At 46.8% G+C, this 16,917-nt stretch carries 14 protein-coding genes; 5 read left to right on the forward strand and 9 right to left on the reverse strand.

What is annotated here, in order from left to right; all coding sequences use genetic code 11:
• Positions 1-28: 28 nt before the first annotated feature.
• Together BLU98_RS03645 and BLU98_RS03650 are read left to right on the forward strand one after the other, a co-directional pair.
• Positions 29-2,710 carry a PKD domain-containing protein gene (locus tag BLU98_RS03645; protein ID WP_257574684.1) on the forward strand — a complete coding sequence of 894 codons (2,682 nt, stop codon included), beginning with the start codon at positions 29-31 and terminating at the stop codon, positions 2,708-2,710.
• A gap of 97 nt (positions 2,711-2,807) precedes the next feature.
• Positions 2,808-3,563 (forward strand): SDR family NAD(P)-dependent oxidoreductase, encoded by a 756-nt coding sequence (locus tag BLU98_RS03650; RefSeq protein ID WP_092722128.1) that lies wholly within the window; start codon positions 2,808-2,810, stop codon positions 3,561-3,563.
• On the opposite strand, the gene BLU98_RS03655 is transcribed toward BLU98_RS03650, so the two are convergent.
• Both BLU98_RS03655 and BLU98_RS03660 read right to left on the reverse strand, forming a co-directional pair.
• Positions 3,520-4,470, reverse strand: coding sequence for an NAD(P)H-dependent flavin oxidoreductase (locus tag BLU98_RS03655; protein ID WP_092722130.1), 951 nt, complete (start codon positions 4,468-4,470; stop codon positions 3,520-3,522). The genes BLU98_RS03650 and BLU98_RS03655 overlap by 44 nt on opposite strands.
• Positions 4,471-4,593: 123 nt before the next feature.
• The gene (locus BLU98_RS03660; protein ID WP_092722132.1) at positions 4,594-5,586 is read right to left on the reverse strand and encodes a sugar phosphate nucleotidyltransferase; all 993 of its coding nucleotides are present in this window, start codon (positions 5,584-5,586) and stop codon (positions 4,594-4,596) included.
• 100 nt (positions 5,587-5,686) lie between these two features.
• Here BLU98_RS03660 and glyA point away from each other — a divergent pair, with 100 nt between their 5' ends.
• Together glyA and BLU98_RS03670 are read left to right on the forward strand one after the other, a co-directional pair.
• The gene (gene glyA, locus BLU98_RS03665; protein ID WP_026769261.1) at positions 5,687-6,967 is read left to right on the forward strand and encodes a serine hydroxymethyltransferase; all 1,281 of its coding nucleotides are present in this window, start codon (positions 5,687-5,689) and stop codon (positions 6,965-6,967) included.
• 21 nt (positions 6,968-6,988) lie between these two features.
• The gene (locus tag BLU98_RS03670; RefSeq protein ID WP_092722134.1) at positions 6,989-7,396 is read left to right on the forward strand and encodes a DUF4293 domain-containing protein; all 408 of its coding nucleotides are present in this window, start codon (positions 6,989-6,991) and stop codon (positions 7,394-7,396) included.
• Between the two features lie 2 nt (positions 7,397-7,398).
• On the opposite strand, the gene BLU98_RS03675 is transcribed toward BLU98_RS03670, so the two are convergent.
• The gene (locus BLU98_RS03675) at positions 7,399-7,602 is read right to left on the reverse strand and encodes a response regulator transcription factor (protein ID WP_026774283.1); all 204 of its coding nucleotides are present in this window, start codon (positions 7,600-7,602) and stop codon (positions 7,399-7,401) included.
• Positions 7,603-7,625: 23 nt separating this feature from the next.
• Positions 7,626-10,457 carry an excinuclease ABC subunit UvrA gene (uvrA, locus tag BLU98_RS03680; RefSeq protein ID WP_092722136.1) on the reverse strand — a complete coding sequence of 944 codons (2,832 nt, stop codon included), beginning with the start codon at positions 10,455-10,457 and terminating at the stop codon, positions 7,626-7,628.
• Between the two features lie 215 nt (positions 10,458-10,672).
• On the opposite strand from uvrA, the gene BLU98_RS03685 reads away from it, so the two are divergent.
• Positions 10,673-11,239 (forward strand): RNA polymerase sigma factor, encoded by a 567-nt coding sequence (locus tag BLU98_RS03685; protein ID WP_307777209.1) that lies wholly within the window; start codon positions 10,673-10,675, stop codon positions 11,237-11,239.
• On the opposite strand, the gene BLU98_RS03690 is transcribed toward BLU98_RS03685, so the two are convergent.
• The 5 genes from BLU98_RS03690 to BLU98_RS03710 all read right to left on the reverse strand — a co-directional run bounded on the left by BLU98_RS03690 (position 11,240) and on the right by BLU98_RS03710 (position 16,916).
• Positions 11,240-13,189 (reverse strand): protein-disulfide reductase DsbD family protein, encoded by a 1,950-nt coding sequence (locus BLU98_RS03690; protein WP_257574685.1) that lies wholly within the window; start codon positions 13,187-13,189, stop codon positions 11,240-11,242.
• Between the two features lie 14 nt (positions 13,190-13,203).
• Positions 13,204-13,656 (reverse strand): protein-disulfide reductase DsbD domain-containing protein, encoded by a 453-nt coding sequence (locus BLU98_RS03695; RefSeq protein WP_026769255.1) that lies wholly within the window; start codon positions 13,654-13,656, stop codon positions 13,204-13,206.
• 19 nt (positions 13,657-13,675) lie between these two features.
• Positions 13,676-14,335 (reverse strand): phosphoribosylformylglycinamidine synthase subunit PurQ, encoded by a 660-nt coding sequence (gene purQ / locus BLU98_RS03700; protein ID WP_092722140.1) that lies wholly within the window; start codon positions 14,333-14,335, stop codon positions 13,676-13,678.
• Between the two features lie 74 nt (positions 14,336-14,409).
• Positions 14,410-15,387 carry a hypothetical protein gene (locus BLU98_RS03705; RefSeq protein WP_092722142.1) on the reverse strand — a complete coding sequence of 326 codons (978 nt, stop codon included), beginning with the start codon at positions 15,385-15,387 and terminating at the stop codon, positions 14,410-14,412.
• 11 nt (positions 15,388-15,398) lie between these two features.
• Positions 15,399-16,916: a hypothetical protein gene (locus tag BLU98_RS03710; protein ID WP_092722144.1), complete on the reverse strand. Its 1,518-nt coding sequence runs from the start codon at positions 16,914-16,916 to the stop codon at positions 15,399-15,401.
• Between the last annotated feature and the right edge of the window lies 1 nt (position 16,917).

Below are 16,917 nucleotides of genomic sequence, written 5' to 3' on the forward strand. Positions count from 1 at the left end.
TTGCAGAGCTGTATTTTCACATCTCAGCATGAAAAAAATACTTGTCTTTTTATTCCTGTTGTTTTCTGCAAATGTTTTTGCGGGACATATTGCCGGTGGGGAAATTTATTACAAATACTTAGGTCCTGGCAGTGCAACCGGGAGTTCGAGATATAGTATTACGCTGAGATTGTTCAGGGAATGTAACCCTCCGGCACCGCCCGGTGGTACAGGAATAGCGCAACTGCCTGGCAGTGTATTATTGAACGTTTACAATAACACATCTCCCTCTTCCCAGTACGGGTCGCAACTGACTGCCCAGTTAACCGGAGGCTTTCAACAACTGGCAATCACTACCCCTAATCCGTGCATTACTAATCCGCCAAGCGTTTGTTATCAAATAGGCAGCTATACCATTCCTTCCATTGAACTACCGAATACTGCTGCTGGGTACATTGTGGCATATCAAACCTGTTGCAGAACTTACGGGATTGATAACTTACAGGGAGTACAGATACCAAGTGTGAGCTACATTACCGATGGCGCCACCTACACCTGTCAGATACCTGGTACCAGTCAGCTTTCATTTGGTAACAATTCCAGCCCGGTCTTTGCATTAAAAGACACCACGCTTGTATGTAATGCCTCTCCGTTTAAACTAGACTTTAGTGCAACCGATCCCGATCCCGGAGATTCTTTGTCTTACGCTTTTTGTGCCGCATATGATAGAGGTAATACGACAAGTGCAGGCTCAACCAATTACAGTTCCCCACCTTTCAATAACATTAACTATGTTTCGGGATTTAGTGGTGCACAGCCATTGGGGCCTAATGTAACCATCGATCCGGTTACAGGCATTATATCTGGTCGTGCCCCGGCAACCGGACGGTATGTTGTAACTGTTTGCATCACTGAATGGAGAAATAAAGTACCTATCTCTACCCATAGGAAAGACTTTACACTCATTGTAAAAGACTGCCAGCTTACTACTGCACAGTTGAAACCCACTTACGTCAACTGCGATAGCACGTCTGTTTATTTTGAGAACCAGGCTTCCAGTCCCATCACTTCCTATCTCTGGGACTTTGGAGAAAAAAACAATGCCACTTCAACACAACCAACACCCACACACCAATACCAGGATACCGGCACTTATGTTTTAAAACTAAAAGTGACCAATGCGGCCGGCTGCCAGGATTCTACCACTGCCACCGTGAAAATATATCCGGGCTTTACACCTCAATTCAATATCAAGGGAAGCTGTTATTTCAACCCTTATCAATTCTCCGATGCTACCATTGCGAAATACGGCGCTGTCAACAGCTGGCGATGGAATTTTGGTGATACTACCACAGTGGCAGATACTGCCACCAGTAAAAACAGTGCCTGGAAATATCCGGTTCCCATGAACGCGAAAGTTACGCTGGTAGTTTCCAGCAGCAAAGGCTGTCTCGATTCTACAATCCAGGTATTGAAGGTAGCAGATAAACCAACCGTTAATCTTCCTTTCAGAGATACACTGATCTGCAGTATCGATACATTGGTGTTGAAAGTAAACGCCTCAAACGGCGCAACCGTCAATTGGGTACCCAACAATACGGCCAATCAGGCCCGCATATTGATGGCGAACACGGCGAATCCATTGGTCTTCCCCAAAGACACTACAAGCTATATTGTTACCATCAACGACAATGGTTGCATTAATTCAGATTCGGTGAAGGTGAATGTGTTGAATTATATTACGGTGCAGTTGGGTCCCGATACCACGATCTGCGCTACCGACTCCATCACATTGCGTCCTGTCAGCTATGCCCTGAGTTACCGGTGGAGTCCCGCTTATGCTTTGAACAATGCTGCTATTAAGAACCCGCTTGCGGCTCCGTTGGTCAATACCACTTACCAGGTGCTGGCCAACCTGGGTAAGTGCCAGGCCAATGCGCAGATACAGTTGAAAGTAGCTCCTTATCCGGTTATATCCGTTTTCTCGCGCGATACTGCCATTTGTTACGGCAACAGCGTACCGTTGCATGCAAGCTCCAATGCCAGCATCTTCACTTGGTCGCCCGCCGGAAGTATGATCCTGGCCAACACCCTGAATCCTGTTGCGGGCCCTGTGCGTACTACCCGTTATGTACTCACGGTGCGCGATACCAGTACTGCCGGATGCCCCAAGCCAGTGAACAATACTGTATTGGTAACTGTTATACCCCCCATGACTGTCAACGCCGGAAGCGATACCTCCGTACTGGCTAATCAGCCATTACAATTGAATGCAACCGGTTCGGGCACGCTTTTCAGTTGGTTTCCCGCTACCTGGCTCAATAACCCGCGCGTTGCCAATCCAATTGCCACTATACCTGCATCAGTTGATTCTATCCGGTATAAGGTGCGCGTTACCGACAGTATCGGTTGTTATGGAGAAGATGTGATGACCGTTCGTATTTACAAAACAGGGCCTGAAATATTTGTTCCCAGCGCATTCTCGCCCAATGGAGATGGCAGGAACGACATACTCAAACCCATCGTGGTAGGCATCAAACAATTGTTCTATTTCAGGATTTACAACCGATGGGGACAATTATTGTTCTCTACTTCAGAAACCGGTAAGGGATGGGATGGTACTTTCTCCGGCGTAAAACAGGCCAGCGGAACCTATGTGTATGAAACCCAGGGAGTGGATTATACCGGTAAAAACGTACTCAGAAAAGGAACAGTAGTATTAATTAGATAATTCGGCAATTCGACAATTTTACAATGAGAAGTGTTTGGTTCTACGGTTACCATTGTCGAATTACCGAATTGTCGAATTGCCGAATTAAATTTGTAGCATGAACAAGACCATCCTCATAACAGGCGCCACATCGGGTTTTGGAAAAGCCATTGCAGAAACATTCGCGGCAGCGAAATGGAATTGCATCATCACCGGTCGCAGGAAAGACAGACTGGAAGCGCTGGCAGATACACTGCGCATTCACCATGGAATAGAAGTGCTGCCCCTGGCTTTCGATGTTCAAAACCGGCAGGAGGTTTTTGATGCACTCAGTAATTTACCCGAAGCCTGGCAATCTGTTGATGTACTCGTGAACAATGCAGGCCTTGCATTGGGCCGCGACAGTTTTGAGAACGCCGACCTGAACGATTGGGAAACCATGATCGATACCAATGTAAAAGGATTGCTCTATGTAACCAAGGCCATGCTGCCTTATATGACAGACAGAAAGAAAGGTCATATCATCAACCTGGGCTCCACGGCTGCCAAAGAAGTGTACAAAGAAGGAAATGCTTATTGTGCCAGCAAACATGCAGTAGATGCGATCAGCCGGGCCATGCGTGTAGACCTGCTTCCGCATAAGATCAAGGTAACAGCCATCCATCCCGGCGCGGCAGAAACAGAATTTTCGATGGTGCGTTTCAAAGGAGATGAAACAAAAGCCAAACAGGTATATGAAGGCTTCGAACCCTTGCGTGCACAAGACATAGCAGACATCATATATTACGCCGCTACTCTACCGAACCATGTTTGTATCAACGACCTGGTGGTTACCTGTCTTGCACAGGCCAATAGTTTTTATTTTCAGAAATAAATTCGTTCCAAACGGCTTCCACTACGCGGGCAGCCGGTGTGATATCTTTGATCAGTGCGCTTACCTGGCCAATCTCCAGCTCCCCTTCATCGAGGTTGCCTTCGAACATGCCCTTCTTGGCGCGGGCCCTGCCCAGGAGTTGTTTCAGTTCTTCTTCACTGGCCCCACGTAACTCTGCTTCTTTTACCTGTTTATAAAATGCATTGTTGAGCAGTCTTACCGGAACAATTTTTTTCAACGCCAATTGCGTGTCGCCTTCAACTGAAGCTACGATCGCTTCTTTAAAAGCCAGGTGTGATGAAGCTTCAGGCGTACAAACAAAACGTGTCCCCATCTGAACACCATCTGCACCCAACACCATGGCTGCCAGCATCTGCTTTCCGGTAGCAATGCCGCCTGCGGCAATAACAGGTATGGTTACTGCATCGCGTACGGCAGGGATCAATACAAAACTGGTGGTCTCTTCCCGCCCGTTATGGCCGCCCGCTTCAAATCCTTCAGCAACCACCGCATCACAACCTGCTGCCGCGGCTTTTTGTGCAAACAAACTGCTGCTCACCACATGCACCACCGTAATGCCTTTTTCTTTTAAAAAGCCGGTCCATATTTTGGGATTGCCTGCACTGGTGAACACAATGGGCACCTGCTCTTCCACAATGATATCCATGAGCTCTTTGATATCGGGATATAACAAAGGCACATTGACGCCAAATGGACGATCAGTAGCAGCCTTGCATTTACGGATATGTTCGCGCAATACTTCCGGGTACATGCTGCCGGCTCCCAGCAGTCCCAATGCCCCGGCATTGCTCACCGCACTGGCAAGCCTCCACCCGCTGGCCCAGATCATGCCGGCCTGAACAATGGGGTATTCAATGTTAAACAGTCTTGTTATAGCGTTGCTCATAATATTTTTAATTGCGCAATGAATATAACACGTCATCCCGAGCGTAGTCGAGGGAGCTGCTTGAACACTCGGTCAGTTCCCTCGACTACGCTCGGGATGACGTTTCATTGAGTCATTGAGCCATTAACCAAAGTCAATCTCCGTATTATCGCCGATATTCAAACTCCGGCTCAACCCTTTTACAGAAGCATCACTGCCAATGAGAGAATTATCAAGCACCACTTCATACAGGCTGGTAAAAGAACCAATGATGCTGTCGCGCACAATGGAATGTTTGATAGTGGTATTGGCACCGACGGCTACATGCGGACCAATAATGGAATTAGAAATATCACAGCCCGGCGCAATGCTAACGGGTGGTATGATGATGGTATCTTTGAATGTGTGATCGGTTCCTACATTGCCACCGAATTTTTTCAGCAGGGTGGCGTTGCTTTCGAGCAGGGTTTCCTTCCTGCCACAATCAAACCAGTTCTTTACTTTGAAAGCCTGGAATTTAGCCCCCTTGCCAATCATGCAGTCCAGCGCATCAGTGAGGTTGTATTCACCGTAAGTTCTGATGTTCTGTGTAAACAGGTGGTGAAGACATTCAAAAAGAAAATGGGTCTCTTTTATTTTATACAAACCTACCAACGCCATATTGCTTTTAGGAATCGCAGGCTTTTCAATCACCTGTTCAATAAAACCATCTTCTCCAACAGTAGCCACGCCAAAATTACGCGGGTCGTCTACTTTCTTAATGCCGAGCATGCTGTACGGACTATTCACTACTTCTTTCACATCATACTCGCAAATGGTATCTCCTAAAGCCACGAATACTTCATCATCTCCTACAATATTACGGGTAAGCTCAATCGCGTGACCAGTACCCTGTCGTTCGTTCTGGTAAACAAAATGCGTGATCAGGTGCGGATAGGTCTGTTTCACATAATCCTGGATCTTTTCACCCAGGTAGCCCACAATAAAAATGAACTCATGGATACCCGTCTCATGTAATTGATCTACTATATAACTCAATATGGTCTTGCCGGCGATGGGTATCAAGGCCTTGGGTTGGGTATAAGTATGGGGCCGCAACTTGGTTCCGGCCCCCGCAACGGGGATGATGGCTTTCATGATCTCAATGAAGGCCGAAAATAGGGAAAACTATTGAGGTATAAATTAACTGGCCCGGGCAATCAATTAAGATTTATTTTTGCCGCAAATTCTTACCAATATGCAAAAAGACACCGTGGTATTCGATATCATCAGAAAGGAATTAGAAAGGCAGCGCAGGGGCATTGAGCTGATCGCCTCTGAAAATTTCACCAGTCTGCAGGTGATGCAGGCGATGGGAAATGTGATGACCAACAAATATGCCGAAGGATACCCCGGACGTCGTTATTATGGTGGATGTGAGATCGTAGACCAGACCGAACAACTGGCCATCGACCGCCTGAAAGCCATTTTTGGTATAGAGTATGCCAACGTACAACCCCATAGCGGCGCGCAGGCCAATGCAGCAGTGATGCTGGCCATCCTGCAGCCTGGAGATGATATACTGGGACTCGACCTGAGCATGGGCGGTCACCTTACCCATGGTTCGGCCGTTAACTTCAGCGGCAAACTCTACAAACCGCATTTTTACGGGGTAGGAAAAGAAGATGGCCTGGTTGACTACGACATGCTGGAAGCCAAAGCCCGCGAGATCAAGCCCAAACTCATCATCTGCGGTGCCAGCGCTTACAGTCGCGATTGGGACTATGTCCGCATCCGTAAAGTAGCCGATGAAGTAGGCGCTTTTGTGATGGCTGATATTGCCCACCCTGCCGGACTGATCGCCAAAGGATTGCTGAAATCACCCTTCGATCACTGTCATTTTGTGACTTCTACCACACACAAGACCCTGCGCGGACCCAGGGGTGGTGTGATTATGATGAAAAAAGATTTCGAGAACCCATTCGGACTCAAAGATGTTAAAGGCAACCTGCGCCTCATGAGTAACCTGATGGATATGGCCGTATTCCCCGGAACACAGGGCGGTCCGCTGGAACACGTGATCGCAGCTAAAGCAGTGGCTTTCGGAGAAATACTCACTCCCGAATTCCTGACCTATCAACAGCAAGTGCAAAAAAATGCACAGGCCATGGCCAAAGCTTTTACCGATAAGGGTTACCAGATCATCAGCGGTGGCACCGACAACCACCTGATGCTGATAGACCTCCGCAATAAGAACATCAGCGGTAAAAAAGCAGAACAGGTATTGGAGCACGCCGATATCACCGCCAATAAGAACATGGTGCCTTATGATGACAAGAGCGCTTTTGTTACATCGGGCGTTCGTTTTGGTGTGGCTGCCATCACTAGCCGTGGCATGAAAGAATCCGATATGCAGTTTGTGGTAAATGCCATTGATACCGTGCTGATGAATGCAGACGATGAAGCCCTGCATCGCAAAGTAAAGCAAGAAGTGAACGAATTCATGACCCAGTTCGTATTATATCCTGAAATGGGGTAAAAGTCAAAATCTTAATTGTTTATGGTGCAACGTATTCAAAGTCTTTGGCTGCTGTTCGCCGGTATATGCGGCTTCACTACCCTGAAGCTGCCCTTTTACATTGGCAGTAAAGGCAATACACCGGCCGAAGACTTTACTGCAGTAAGCAGTACTTACCTGATGATCCTGGCTGTGGCTGTAGCGGTAGTAGCATTGATCGATATCTTCCTGTATAAAAACCGCGGGCTGCAACTCAAGTTGGGACTGGCTGGTTTTGCCGGAAGCATCCTTTACCTGGGACTTGCTTTTTCCAAGACCAAGCAATACGATACCGGCGGCATTGCACTGACTTCCGTCTTCAGTTTTGCAATACCTGTCTTCTACCTCCTGGCCATCAGGGGTATTTATAAAGACGAAAAACTGGTTAAAAGCGCCGACAGGTTACGATAGATTCAAACCTTATGAATGCCGTTTTTGATGGCATAAAGGGCGATGCCTACCATGTTCTTTGCTCTTGTTTTTTCGAGGATTCTTTCGCGGCATCCTTCCACAGTACGATGGCTGATGCCCATTCTCTCACCAATCTCACGGGTAGAATATTGCCGGCAGATGAGTTTGATGATTTGGATCTCTTTGGGTCTAAGTGGTGTTTTCATAGTAATACAAATAAAACCAATATTTAGGACATTAGGAAGCGTCCCGTATGGCTTTCACCCACTTTTTTTAACCCCGCCGGTGGCCCGGTATACACCAATTGCCCCCCCGCATCCCCTGCTTCAGGCCCCAGGTCTATGACCCAGTCGGCCGAACGTATCACATCCGTATTGTGCTCTATTACAATCAGTGAATGCCCCTGTTCAATGAGGGCATGAAAGGAAGCCAGCAGTTTTTTAATGTCATGAAAATGAAGGCCGGTAGTGGGTTCATCAAAAATGAACAACACATGCCCGATACCTTTCCCCTTACCCAGGAAACTGGCCAGTTTCACACGCTGGGCTTCACCTCCGCTCAGGGTATCACTGCTTTGTCCGAGTTTCACATAGCCCAATCCCACATCCTGCAACGGTTGTATGGCCTGGCGGATGGCTTTCTCTTCACTGAAAAATATAATGGCATCATCCACGCTCATATCCAGCACATCGTACACCGATTTGCCTTTATATTGTACTTCCAATACTTCCTCCTTGAAACGTTTGCCACCACAGGATTCGCAGGTGAGGTGCACATCGGCCAGGAATTGCATTTCAACTACCTGCTCTCCCTCTCCTTTACAGGTATCGCAACGGCCGCCGTCTACGTTGAATGAAAAATGCTTGGCCTGGAACCCGCGCATCTTCGACAGCGGCTGCCGGGCATAGAGATCACGTATATGATCGTACGCTTTGATATAGGTTACCGGGTTGCTGCGAGACGATTTGCCGATCGGATTCTGGTCTACCAGCTCTATTTGCGCAATGGCGTCTACATCGCCGCTGATCATTTTGTGCATGCCCACTTTATCGGCGAATTCTCCTTTCAATTTTTGTAACGCAGGATACAATACCTGCTTCACCAGGGTTGTTTTACCGCTTCCACTAACACCACTCACCACACATAAAAGATTCAGGGGAAAATCAACCGTAATATGCTTCAGGTTATTTTGACTGGCTTCCTCTACCCTAATGTATCGCTGCCATTTACGCACCGATTTAGGCGGCTCGATCTTGTATTCGCCCGATAAATATTTACCTGTAAGGCTTCGGGGATTAGCCACGAGTTCTGCATAATTGCCGGCAGCTACCACTTCTCCTCCAAGATGCGATGCCAATGGTCCCATATCGATGATATGATCTGCCTCACGCATCATCATCTCATCGTGTTCCACTACCACTACCGTATTCCCCAGGTTACGTAACGATTTCAATACAGCGATCAATCTTTCCGTATCTCTCGAATGGAGGCCGATGGAAGGTTCATCCAATATATAGAGAGAATTGGTGAGGTTACTGCCAAGGCTCCTGGTTAGTTGAATACGCTGGCTTTCGCCTCCACTCAGTGAATTGGCCAATCGGCTGAGCGTAAGATAACCCAATCCCACATCGATGAGTGTTTGCAATCGCTGGTGTATTTCAAGCAGTATCCTTTTCGCCACCTGTTGATCGTGTGCTGATAATGTCAATGCATTGAACCATGTTTTCAGGTCGCGCACCTGCCAGGTGCACAATTCGCCAATATGATGATTGCCTACTTTTATATAGAGCGCCTCTTTGCGCAGGCGGTAGCCTTTGCAATCCGGACAAATGGTACGGCCCCTGTAACGGCTCAGCAACACACGGTATTGCACTTTATAGAGGTTCTGTTCTACTTCTTTGAAAAAATCATGGATGCCATATACTTTGCCATGTCCATTCCACAATTGCTCGTATTGTGCAGCACTGAGTTCGGCTATGGGTTTGTGAACAGGAAAATTGAATTGGGCCGCACCTTTGATGAACTGCTCTTTCCACCAACCCAGTTTCTCTCCTTTCCATGGAGCAACGGCTCCTTCGTATACACTGAGGCGACGGTCTGGTATCACCAGGTCGGCATCGATGCCCAATACCTGGCTGAAACCTTCGCAGGTTGGACAGGCACCGAAAGGATTGTTGAACGAGAAGAGGTTGGGTACAGGCTCTTCAAACTGCATCCCGTCGAGCTCGAACTGGTTACTGAAATGATGCAAATTTTCTCCATCTACTTCGAGATAGATATTGCCTTCTCCCTCGTAAAATGCAGTACCGATGGAATCGGAAAGCCGGTGCAAGTCATCCTGGTCAAAGGCCTTGGTAACAACACGATCGATCAGCACCATGGCTTGCGCCGACAACTGCGTTTTCAATTGCTTATCGTTTAGTTCCAACAATTCTTCAATGCGCAGGAGCTGGCTTTCTTTACCATCGGCCTGGCGCATGTAAATACGGGTGAAGCCTTTTTGCATGAGGATATTCAGTTCTTCGCGCAGGTCTCTTTTAGCATGCTGCTTGAAAGGTACCAGGATCACCACTTTTGACCCTGCTTTTAATCGTGTGATGGCAGCCAGCACATCGGCTACATCGTCTTTCTTCACTTCCTGCCCGCTGATGGGTGAAATGGTTTTGCCAACACGGGCGTACAGCAAACGCAGGTAATCGTAGATCTCCGTCATGCTGCCTACCGTACTGCGGGGTGTGCGGGTGATCACTTTTTGTTCTATCGCAATAGCAGGACAAAGTCCCTTGATATAATCCACATCAGGCTTCACCATGCGGGCCATGAACTGGCGCGCATAAGCGCTCAGGCTCTCGGCATACCTCCGCTGTCCTTCTGCAAAAAGCGTATCGATGGTCAGTGAAGATTTACCACTGCCCGATACACCGGTAACCACAATGAGTTTATTCCTGGGAAATGCAACGGTTACATCCTTCAGGTTATGCACCCTGGCACCTTTTACAATGATGCTGTCGTCCGTTCCATTCAATGATTTACTGCCTGCCGCCTTTGTTTTCGTTGCCATAATATTTAGCAAATTAAAACATTCCTGATGCTTTCCTAACCGTTCCACACATCTTTAAAAATGTGCATAACTACTACCCTTAAAAACAATCTTTTCCACAAACGAACCGCAGGCTGAAAAGATGCCTATTTTGAAGTTGGAAAAATTTTAACATCCAATATCCTATTGCTTTTTACGCCCATTCAAACGCCCATATCATGAAAACTTTGGACTGTATGTCTGATACCGAACTGATACTTTCCTTCCAGGAGGAGGGCAATATTGGCGCCTTTGAAATACTCGTGAACCGTTACAAAGAAAAGGTGTTCACTTCCATACTTTTCTTTGTGAAAGACAGTTACCTGGCAGAGGATCTTTTCCAGGATGTTTTCATAAAGATCATCGATACCCTTCGCAACAAAAGATATTCCGAAGAAGGCAAGTTCCTTCCCTGGGCTTTGCGCATTGCACATAATCTCTGCGTGGATTATTTCAGGAAGATCAAACGGACGCCTGCCATCAAGACCAGCGACGATAAAGATATTTTTGAAGTACTGCAACTCACGGAAGAAGGTCCCGATAGCAAACTGGTACGCGGACAAAGCCACGAACGTGTGCGCCGCATGCTGGACCTTTTACCTGAAGAACAGCGCGAGATCATCATCCTGCGCCACTATGCCAACATGAGCTTTAAAGAGATCGCACAGATCACCAATTGCAGCATCAACACTGCATTGGGCCGCATGCGTTATGGCCTCATTAACTTGCGCAAAATGATGCTGGAAAAACAGATCGCACTCTGATTACTTATCCCCGTTACCACATTTAAGCCAACTGAGGTATTCTTTCGCATCAGGCGTATAACCTACCGGATGATTAATTAGTTTCTCATCTGCATCTAGCACCACATAAAGCGGTTGGGTAGACTGGTTGAAGTTTTCTGTTTGAAAGGTTGCCCATTTATCGCCTACTGATACAATGTCTTTATAAGCGCCTTCTTTTGTTTGATACGTAAATCGCTTTTCAGCAGGCAGCTTTTCTTTATCATCCACATAAAGTGAAACCAGTATGTAATGTTCTTTGATGTAATTGTACACATCGGGCTGCGTCCATACATTCTCTTCCATTTTACGGCAATTCACGCAGGCCCATCCGGTGAAATCAATCAACAGTGGTTTGTGTTGTTCCCTGGCCATTTGCAGGGCTTTTGCATAATCGTTCATCACATTGGCTTCTAATCCTTTGCCGTGCACATTCTCTTTGCCATAAATGCTATAACTCAACGGGGGCGGAAAACCGCTGAGGAATTTCAGGTTCGCGTATTTCGATTGGGTAACACCGGGGATCAGGTAAAGGGTAAAGACCAATGCAATGACTCCCACTATCTTTCTGCCCTTGCCGATCTTCATTCCTTTATAATCATGTGGCAAGCGAAGGATACCGAAGAGGTACAGTGTAAGTCCCAGCCCGGTCAATATCCATATACCAATGAATACTTCGCGTTTCAGCAAGCCCCAGTGCATCACCAGGTCGGCATTGGAAAGAAATTTGAATGCCAGCGCCACTTCTGCAAAAGCCAATACTTTTTTAACCGTATCGAGCCAGCCACCCGATTTGGGTAGCGATTGCAACCAGTTGGGGAATATCGCAAACAATCCGAACGGCAATGCCAGCGCCAGGCCAAAGCCAGCAAGACCGGCCGTCAGTTGCCAGGCGCCTCCGCTCAGAGAACCTACCAGCAAAGAGCCCAGGATGGGGCCTGTACAGGAGAACGAAACAATGGCCAGTGTAAGCGCCATGAAGAATATACCACCGATACTCCCCAATCCACTTTTAGAATCGGCTTTGCTGGCGATGCTTCCGGGCAAACTGATCTCAAAAAAGCCAAAGAAGGAGAGCGCGAAAAAGATGAAAATGATAAAGAAGATGATGTTGAGCCAGGAGTTGGTAGAAATATTATTGAATATCTCTGGCTGCACATTTCCGAGCACGTGAAAAGGAATGCTGGCTAATACATAGATCAGAAAAATAAAGAATCCATATAATATACCATTCCGGATGGCTTGTCTTTTGTTATTCGCTTTCTTGGTGAAGAAAGAAACCGTTACCGGTATCATGGGAAACACGCAGGGTGTTAACAAAGCAATCAAACCGCCCATGAACCCCAGGAAAAAAATAGTCCACAAACCGTTATCCGCAATATGGTTTTGTCCGCCGCAAGCTTTTTGCGGATGCCTCAGGTCTACCTGTTCCAACCGTATCTTCGTATCGGCCGTATTAGCTGTTACCGCTGCTCCTCCTTCCAGTGCGGTTTCAAAAGCCTGCTCCGATGTGTTGAATTCATCTCCTTTGCGCAAATAAACGTTCATGGTACCCTTCAATACTGCGGGCACATACCCTTGTATTTTTACTTGTTGTCGTATTTCAACATGGTCTTTGAAAACACGCGCCTGTTTGTTGTCAAAAACAGGGTCTTTCACCAACTCAGGAGCCCGGTCAAAAATAACTGCACCCTGTCTTTGGGCGTTTTCATAGGAAAATGCAAAAGGGGCTGTCTCCAATCCTTCTATATCGCTGTTGTTTCCATAGAGGAGCCATCCGGCAGGAATGGATGTCTTTGCCGATAATTCATACAAGCCTTCGCCCATTTTTTTGGCGGTTACTTTCCAATGCAGCAGGCTGTCCGTTGCCTGTGCGGTAACCAACAGACATGCTAAAACAGCAATACAGGATGTATATAGTTTTTTGATCACGACAGATAAAATTTTTATTGCAGCTTAAGCTCGAAGGATTTTTTTGTGGGAGGAAGACACTGGCTGTCATCACACACCATGTACTCTACTGTTCCGCTCAGGTTCGTCTTGGCAGCACCTTTTACTTTAATGGTTTGCACGAACTGTACTTTGTTGGAATAGAACAACACATCGGTCTTGAAATTGTTGTCGTATACCTTTTCCAACTTACCTACTTCCTTGGGTTTGCCCGACAAACTAACCAATGGGTTTTTCTTAAAACTGAACTGCGTTGGGATAGGGCCGCCCTTTCCCGTATTTTGAGAATAGATATGCCAGGGGTGCGCCACCTGTGCAGTAGCAACGATTTCATACGTATCGGCTGATTTTTTCTTTGCTTCATAGGTCCAGCTAACCGGGTTGGACATTTGTGCAAAACAAATCACGGCAATAAAACTCAATACAAACGTAGCAATCGTCTTTTTCATAAGGAACTTTTTATATTAATCAGTTCAGTCCAAGTATTTCAAATACTTTTCTGCCATCGATATTACCCAATGCCGGCGAAGTAGCTCTTTCGGGGTGCGGCATCATACCAAATACATTCCTGCCTGGATTACAGATACCGGCAATATCCCTGATGGCTCCATTGGGATTGCCACCATTACCTATTGCCCCATTTTCATCGCAATAACGGAACAATACCTGGTTGTTCGCTTCCAATGCGGCAAGGGTTGCTTCATCGGCATGGTATCTTCCTTCTCCGTGCGCAACTGGTATTTTCAATGCCTGCTCATCCTGGTGTTTGATGAATACGTTCTTGCAAACAAATTGCTGGTTGGCATTTTGCAACAATACGCCCGGCAGCAGTCCGCTTTCACAGAGGATCTGAAATCCGTTACATACCCCCAGTACTTTCCCGCCCTTGTTGGCAAAATCGATCACGCTTTGCATCATAGGGCTAAACCGGGCAATAGCTCCGCAACGGAGGTAATCGCCATAGGAAAACCCTCCTGGCAACACAATACAATCTTCCGTAGTGAACATACTGAGGTCCTTGTCTTTATGCCAGAGCATGATCACTTCCTTTCCCAGGTCGTGCTGCAGGGCATCCTGCATATCTCTGTCGCAATTGGAACCGGGGAATACTACAACGCCGAATTTCATGGATGGGTACCTTTATTTGGTTGTGCAAAGGTACGACCTCTTCTGTTAAGGCTTCCGTTAAGGAGTATCTAATTTTATACCAGGTGCCAATTATGGTATATTATTACCCCAATGGCTAACCAAAACAGGAAATTGGGAAAAAGCAGGCGCTTGGGCCCCGAAAATGCATTGGAACTGAAGGTTGCCAACGGCACCAGGCTCATAATAGAAGCAGTTATCCCTGCATTTTTAAAGACAAACGGAACGGGTAATACGATCAGCAGCATCACTACCATTACTCCCCAGTTTTTCCTGATCTGGATGCCCATACGCCCCATACTCACCTGCCAGTAATAAAAACCCGTCAGGAATAACAGGGCCAGGTATGCAAGACTCACCACCAGGTCGGTATCCCAATGCGAAATTGGAAGTCCGACCCTGATCCTGGGCAGGAAATTACCGTAACCGGCCAGCCTGTCGCTTAAAAAAAGCCAGGAAAAAAGAAAATAAAAAGGAAGCAAAGTGCCCATCAGCAGTATCAGCCATTCCGCCAGCCTGAAAGGCCGCACTACCGTTAAAGCGAACAATACCGCCAGCACCAGCACAGCTGTAGGGTAATAGCAAAGAATGGTGGCCCCCACGATCAAACCGGTATTGAACAGTAAAGTTTTGGGTGAAGGATTATTATACAGTTTGCAAAGTTTGGTAAATATCCAGATCAGCAGCGAATTCGATACCAGCGCCGAAGAAATACTGCACCACTGCGGCAGGATGGCCGATAACAGCACATAACACATGGCCACCATATACGTGTACTGATGGAACATTCGTTGGTCGTTCAGTACCATGTTCAGCCGCAGGGCTTGCAATAGCACTACGATATGATACAATACAAACAATACAGTCTGTGACTGGCCGGCAATATAGCTTGTCAACACCATGGAGATCAGGCCATCGTGCTGGTCGGTAATCACTACGGGTACGCTGGAAAAAAAATGAAGGTGCACCACAATGCTCAGTACCGACAGAAAAAAAATATTGGCGATGGATTTATCTCTGAATAAAAAGACCACTGGAAGCTGTATTAAAATTCAATTTTGGCAAAACAAGTATATCCCCTGTACTGGCAGGGCACCACCAACTGGTGGGCACCTACCTGTTTGGCATGGCGCGGCATGAAATCGTATCCCTTATCCATGTTCTTGAAGGTAGGGTTGCGGTTGATCTGTCCATCCGGTGTGATTGACTGATCAAACAATATCATATCACGCTTCTCCTGCATGTTGAAGATAAAATGAATTTCGCTGCCGCTGTTCATCATACCATAACCAATGAAGTTGTCCGTGTTATCATCATACTGCGATTTGCGTATCACATTGCTCCATTCCATTTTCCCGGAGGGATCGAAAGAGATCACGGCAATATTATCGGCGAAATAACGGGTAAGCGCATTGTTGAAAGCGCCATAACGCCACCAGGGATAATAACCCCAGGGGCTGTTCCAGGAATAATAATCCATCGGCATCCAGTAAGGCGATCCATAGAGATAATCCCAACGGTTCAGCGGATTACCCCTCGAAGTAGTATACGCCGATTCTGCCATTACCAGGAATCCGCCATCTTTACGCAATACAACATTCTTCAGGAAGAAATCATTGAAAGCAGCTTTTAAATTACCGTCACTCTTGGCATCGGCCCTGAATTCATCGGAGAATACAGTAGTAGCAGTCAGTATCTCTTTCCCCTGTTGCTTATCCCACAAACAATAATAAAGCCCTTCCATATTACCACGCCTTAGTTTACTGAAGAAAGAACAAAGCAGGTAATGTTTATTGAGGTTGTCTACCTTGATCCTGATATCATCGAGATAGATGTTATTGAGCTTCAGGTCAGCGGCAGTGTACCCATCCTGCATGGCCGGCTTGGTAAGCAGGGTAATCTTGTTGAGGTTATCATTTTGTGAAGTGCCGGAAGCTTTCACACAAACCATATCGCCATCGTTGTCGAGCGTGAACTCTGAAAGAAAATCGTTCCGCTGCGGCATCGGAATGCTGGTATAGCTTTTTTTCAACAGCTTCAGGTCTTTATCAAAAAGGCTGGTGGTTACCAGGTAGGTGCGGTCGTTATGGCTGTTGATCTTGAACACCATGATCTTTTGCTTGTCTTCACTGTATATCAGGGAGTTGATCTTGGTGTTGGAGGTATAATTGATATTGGCTGTTGTATCCAGCGGGATCACATCGCCTATTTTCTTACCGTCGGCGCCGATCCGTGCAGCCATATAATACATGACGCTGCGTTTCTGGTACTGATAGAAAACATACATGAAATCGGGATACTGAATGAACTCGGTATTCAGCACGCGTTCGGGGAAAAAATCGAGTTTGTTCTTAGACACCAACTTCATCTCGTTGTCGAACACAGAAATGAAATACTGGTCGCGATAGCTTTTATATACCAGTATGCGGCCATTCATTTTACCCATCACTTCAAAATTGAGGGTGCGTGCATCGTCCCTGTCGGGTTCGGAATACGTGATCCGCTGGGCTTGTGCGCCGCATAAAGCCATACTGCATAACAACAACGCTACCAGTCTAGTCATC

The organism is Hydrobacter penzbergensis, from assembly GCF_900106985.1.
Lineage (GTDB): Bacteria > Bacteroidota > Bacteroidia > Chitinophagales > Chitinophagaceae > Sediminibacterium > Sediminibacterium magnilacihabitans.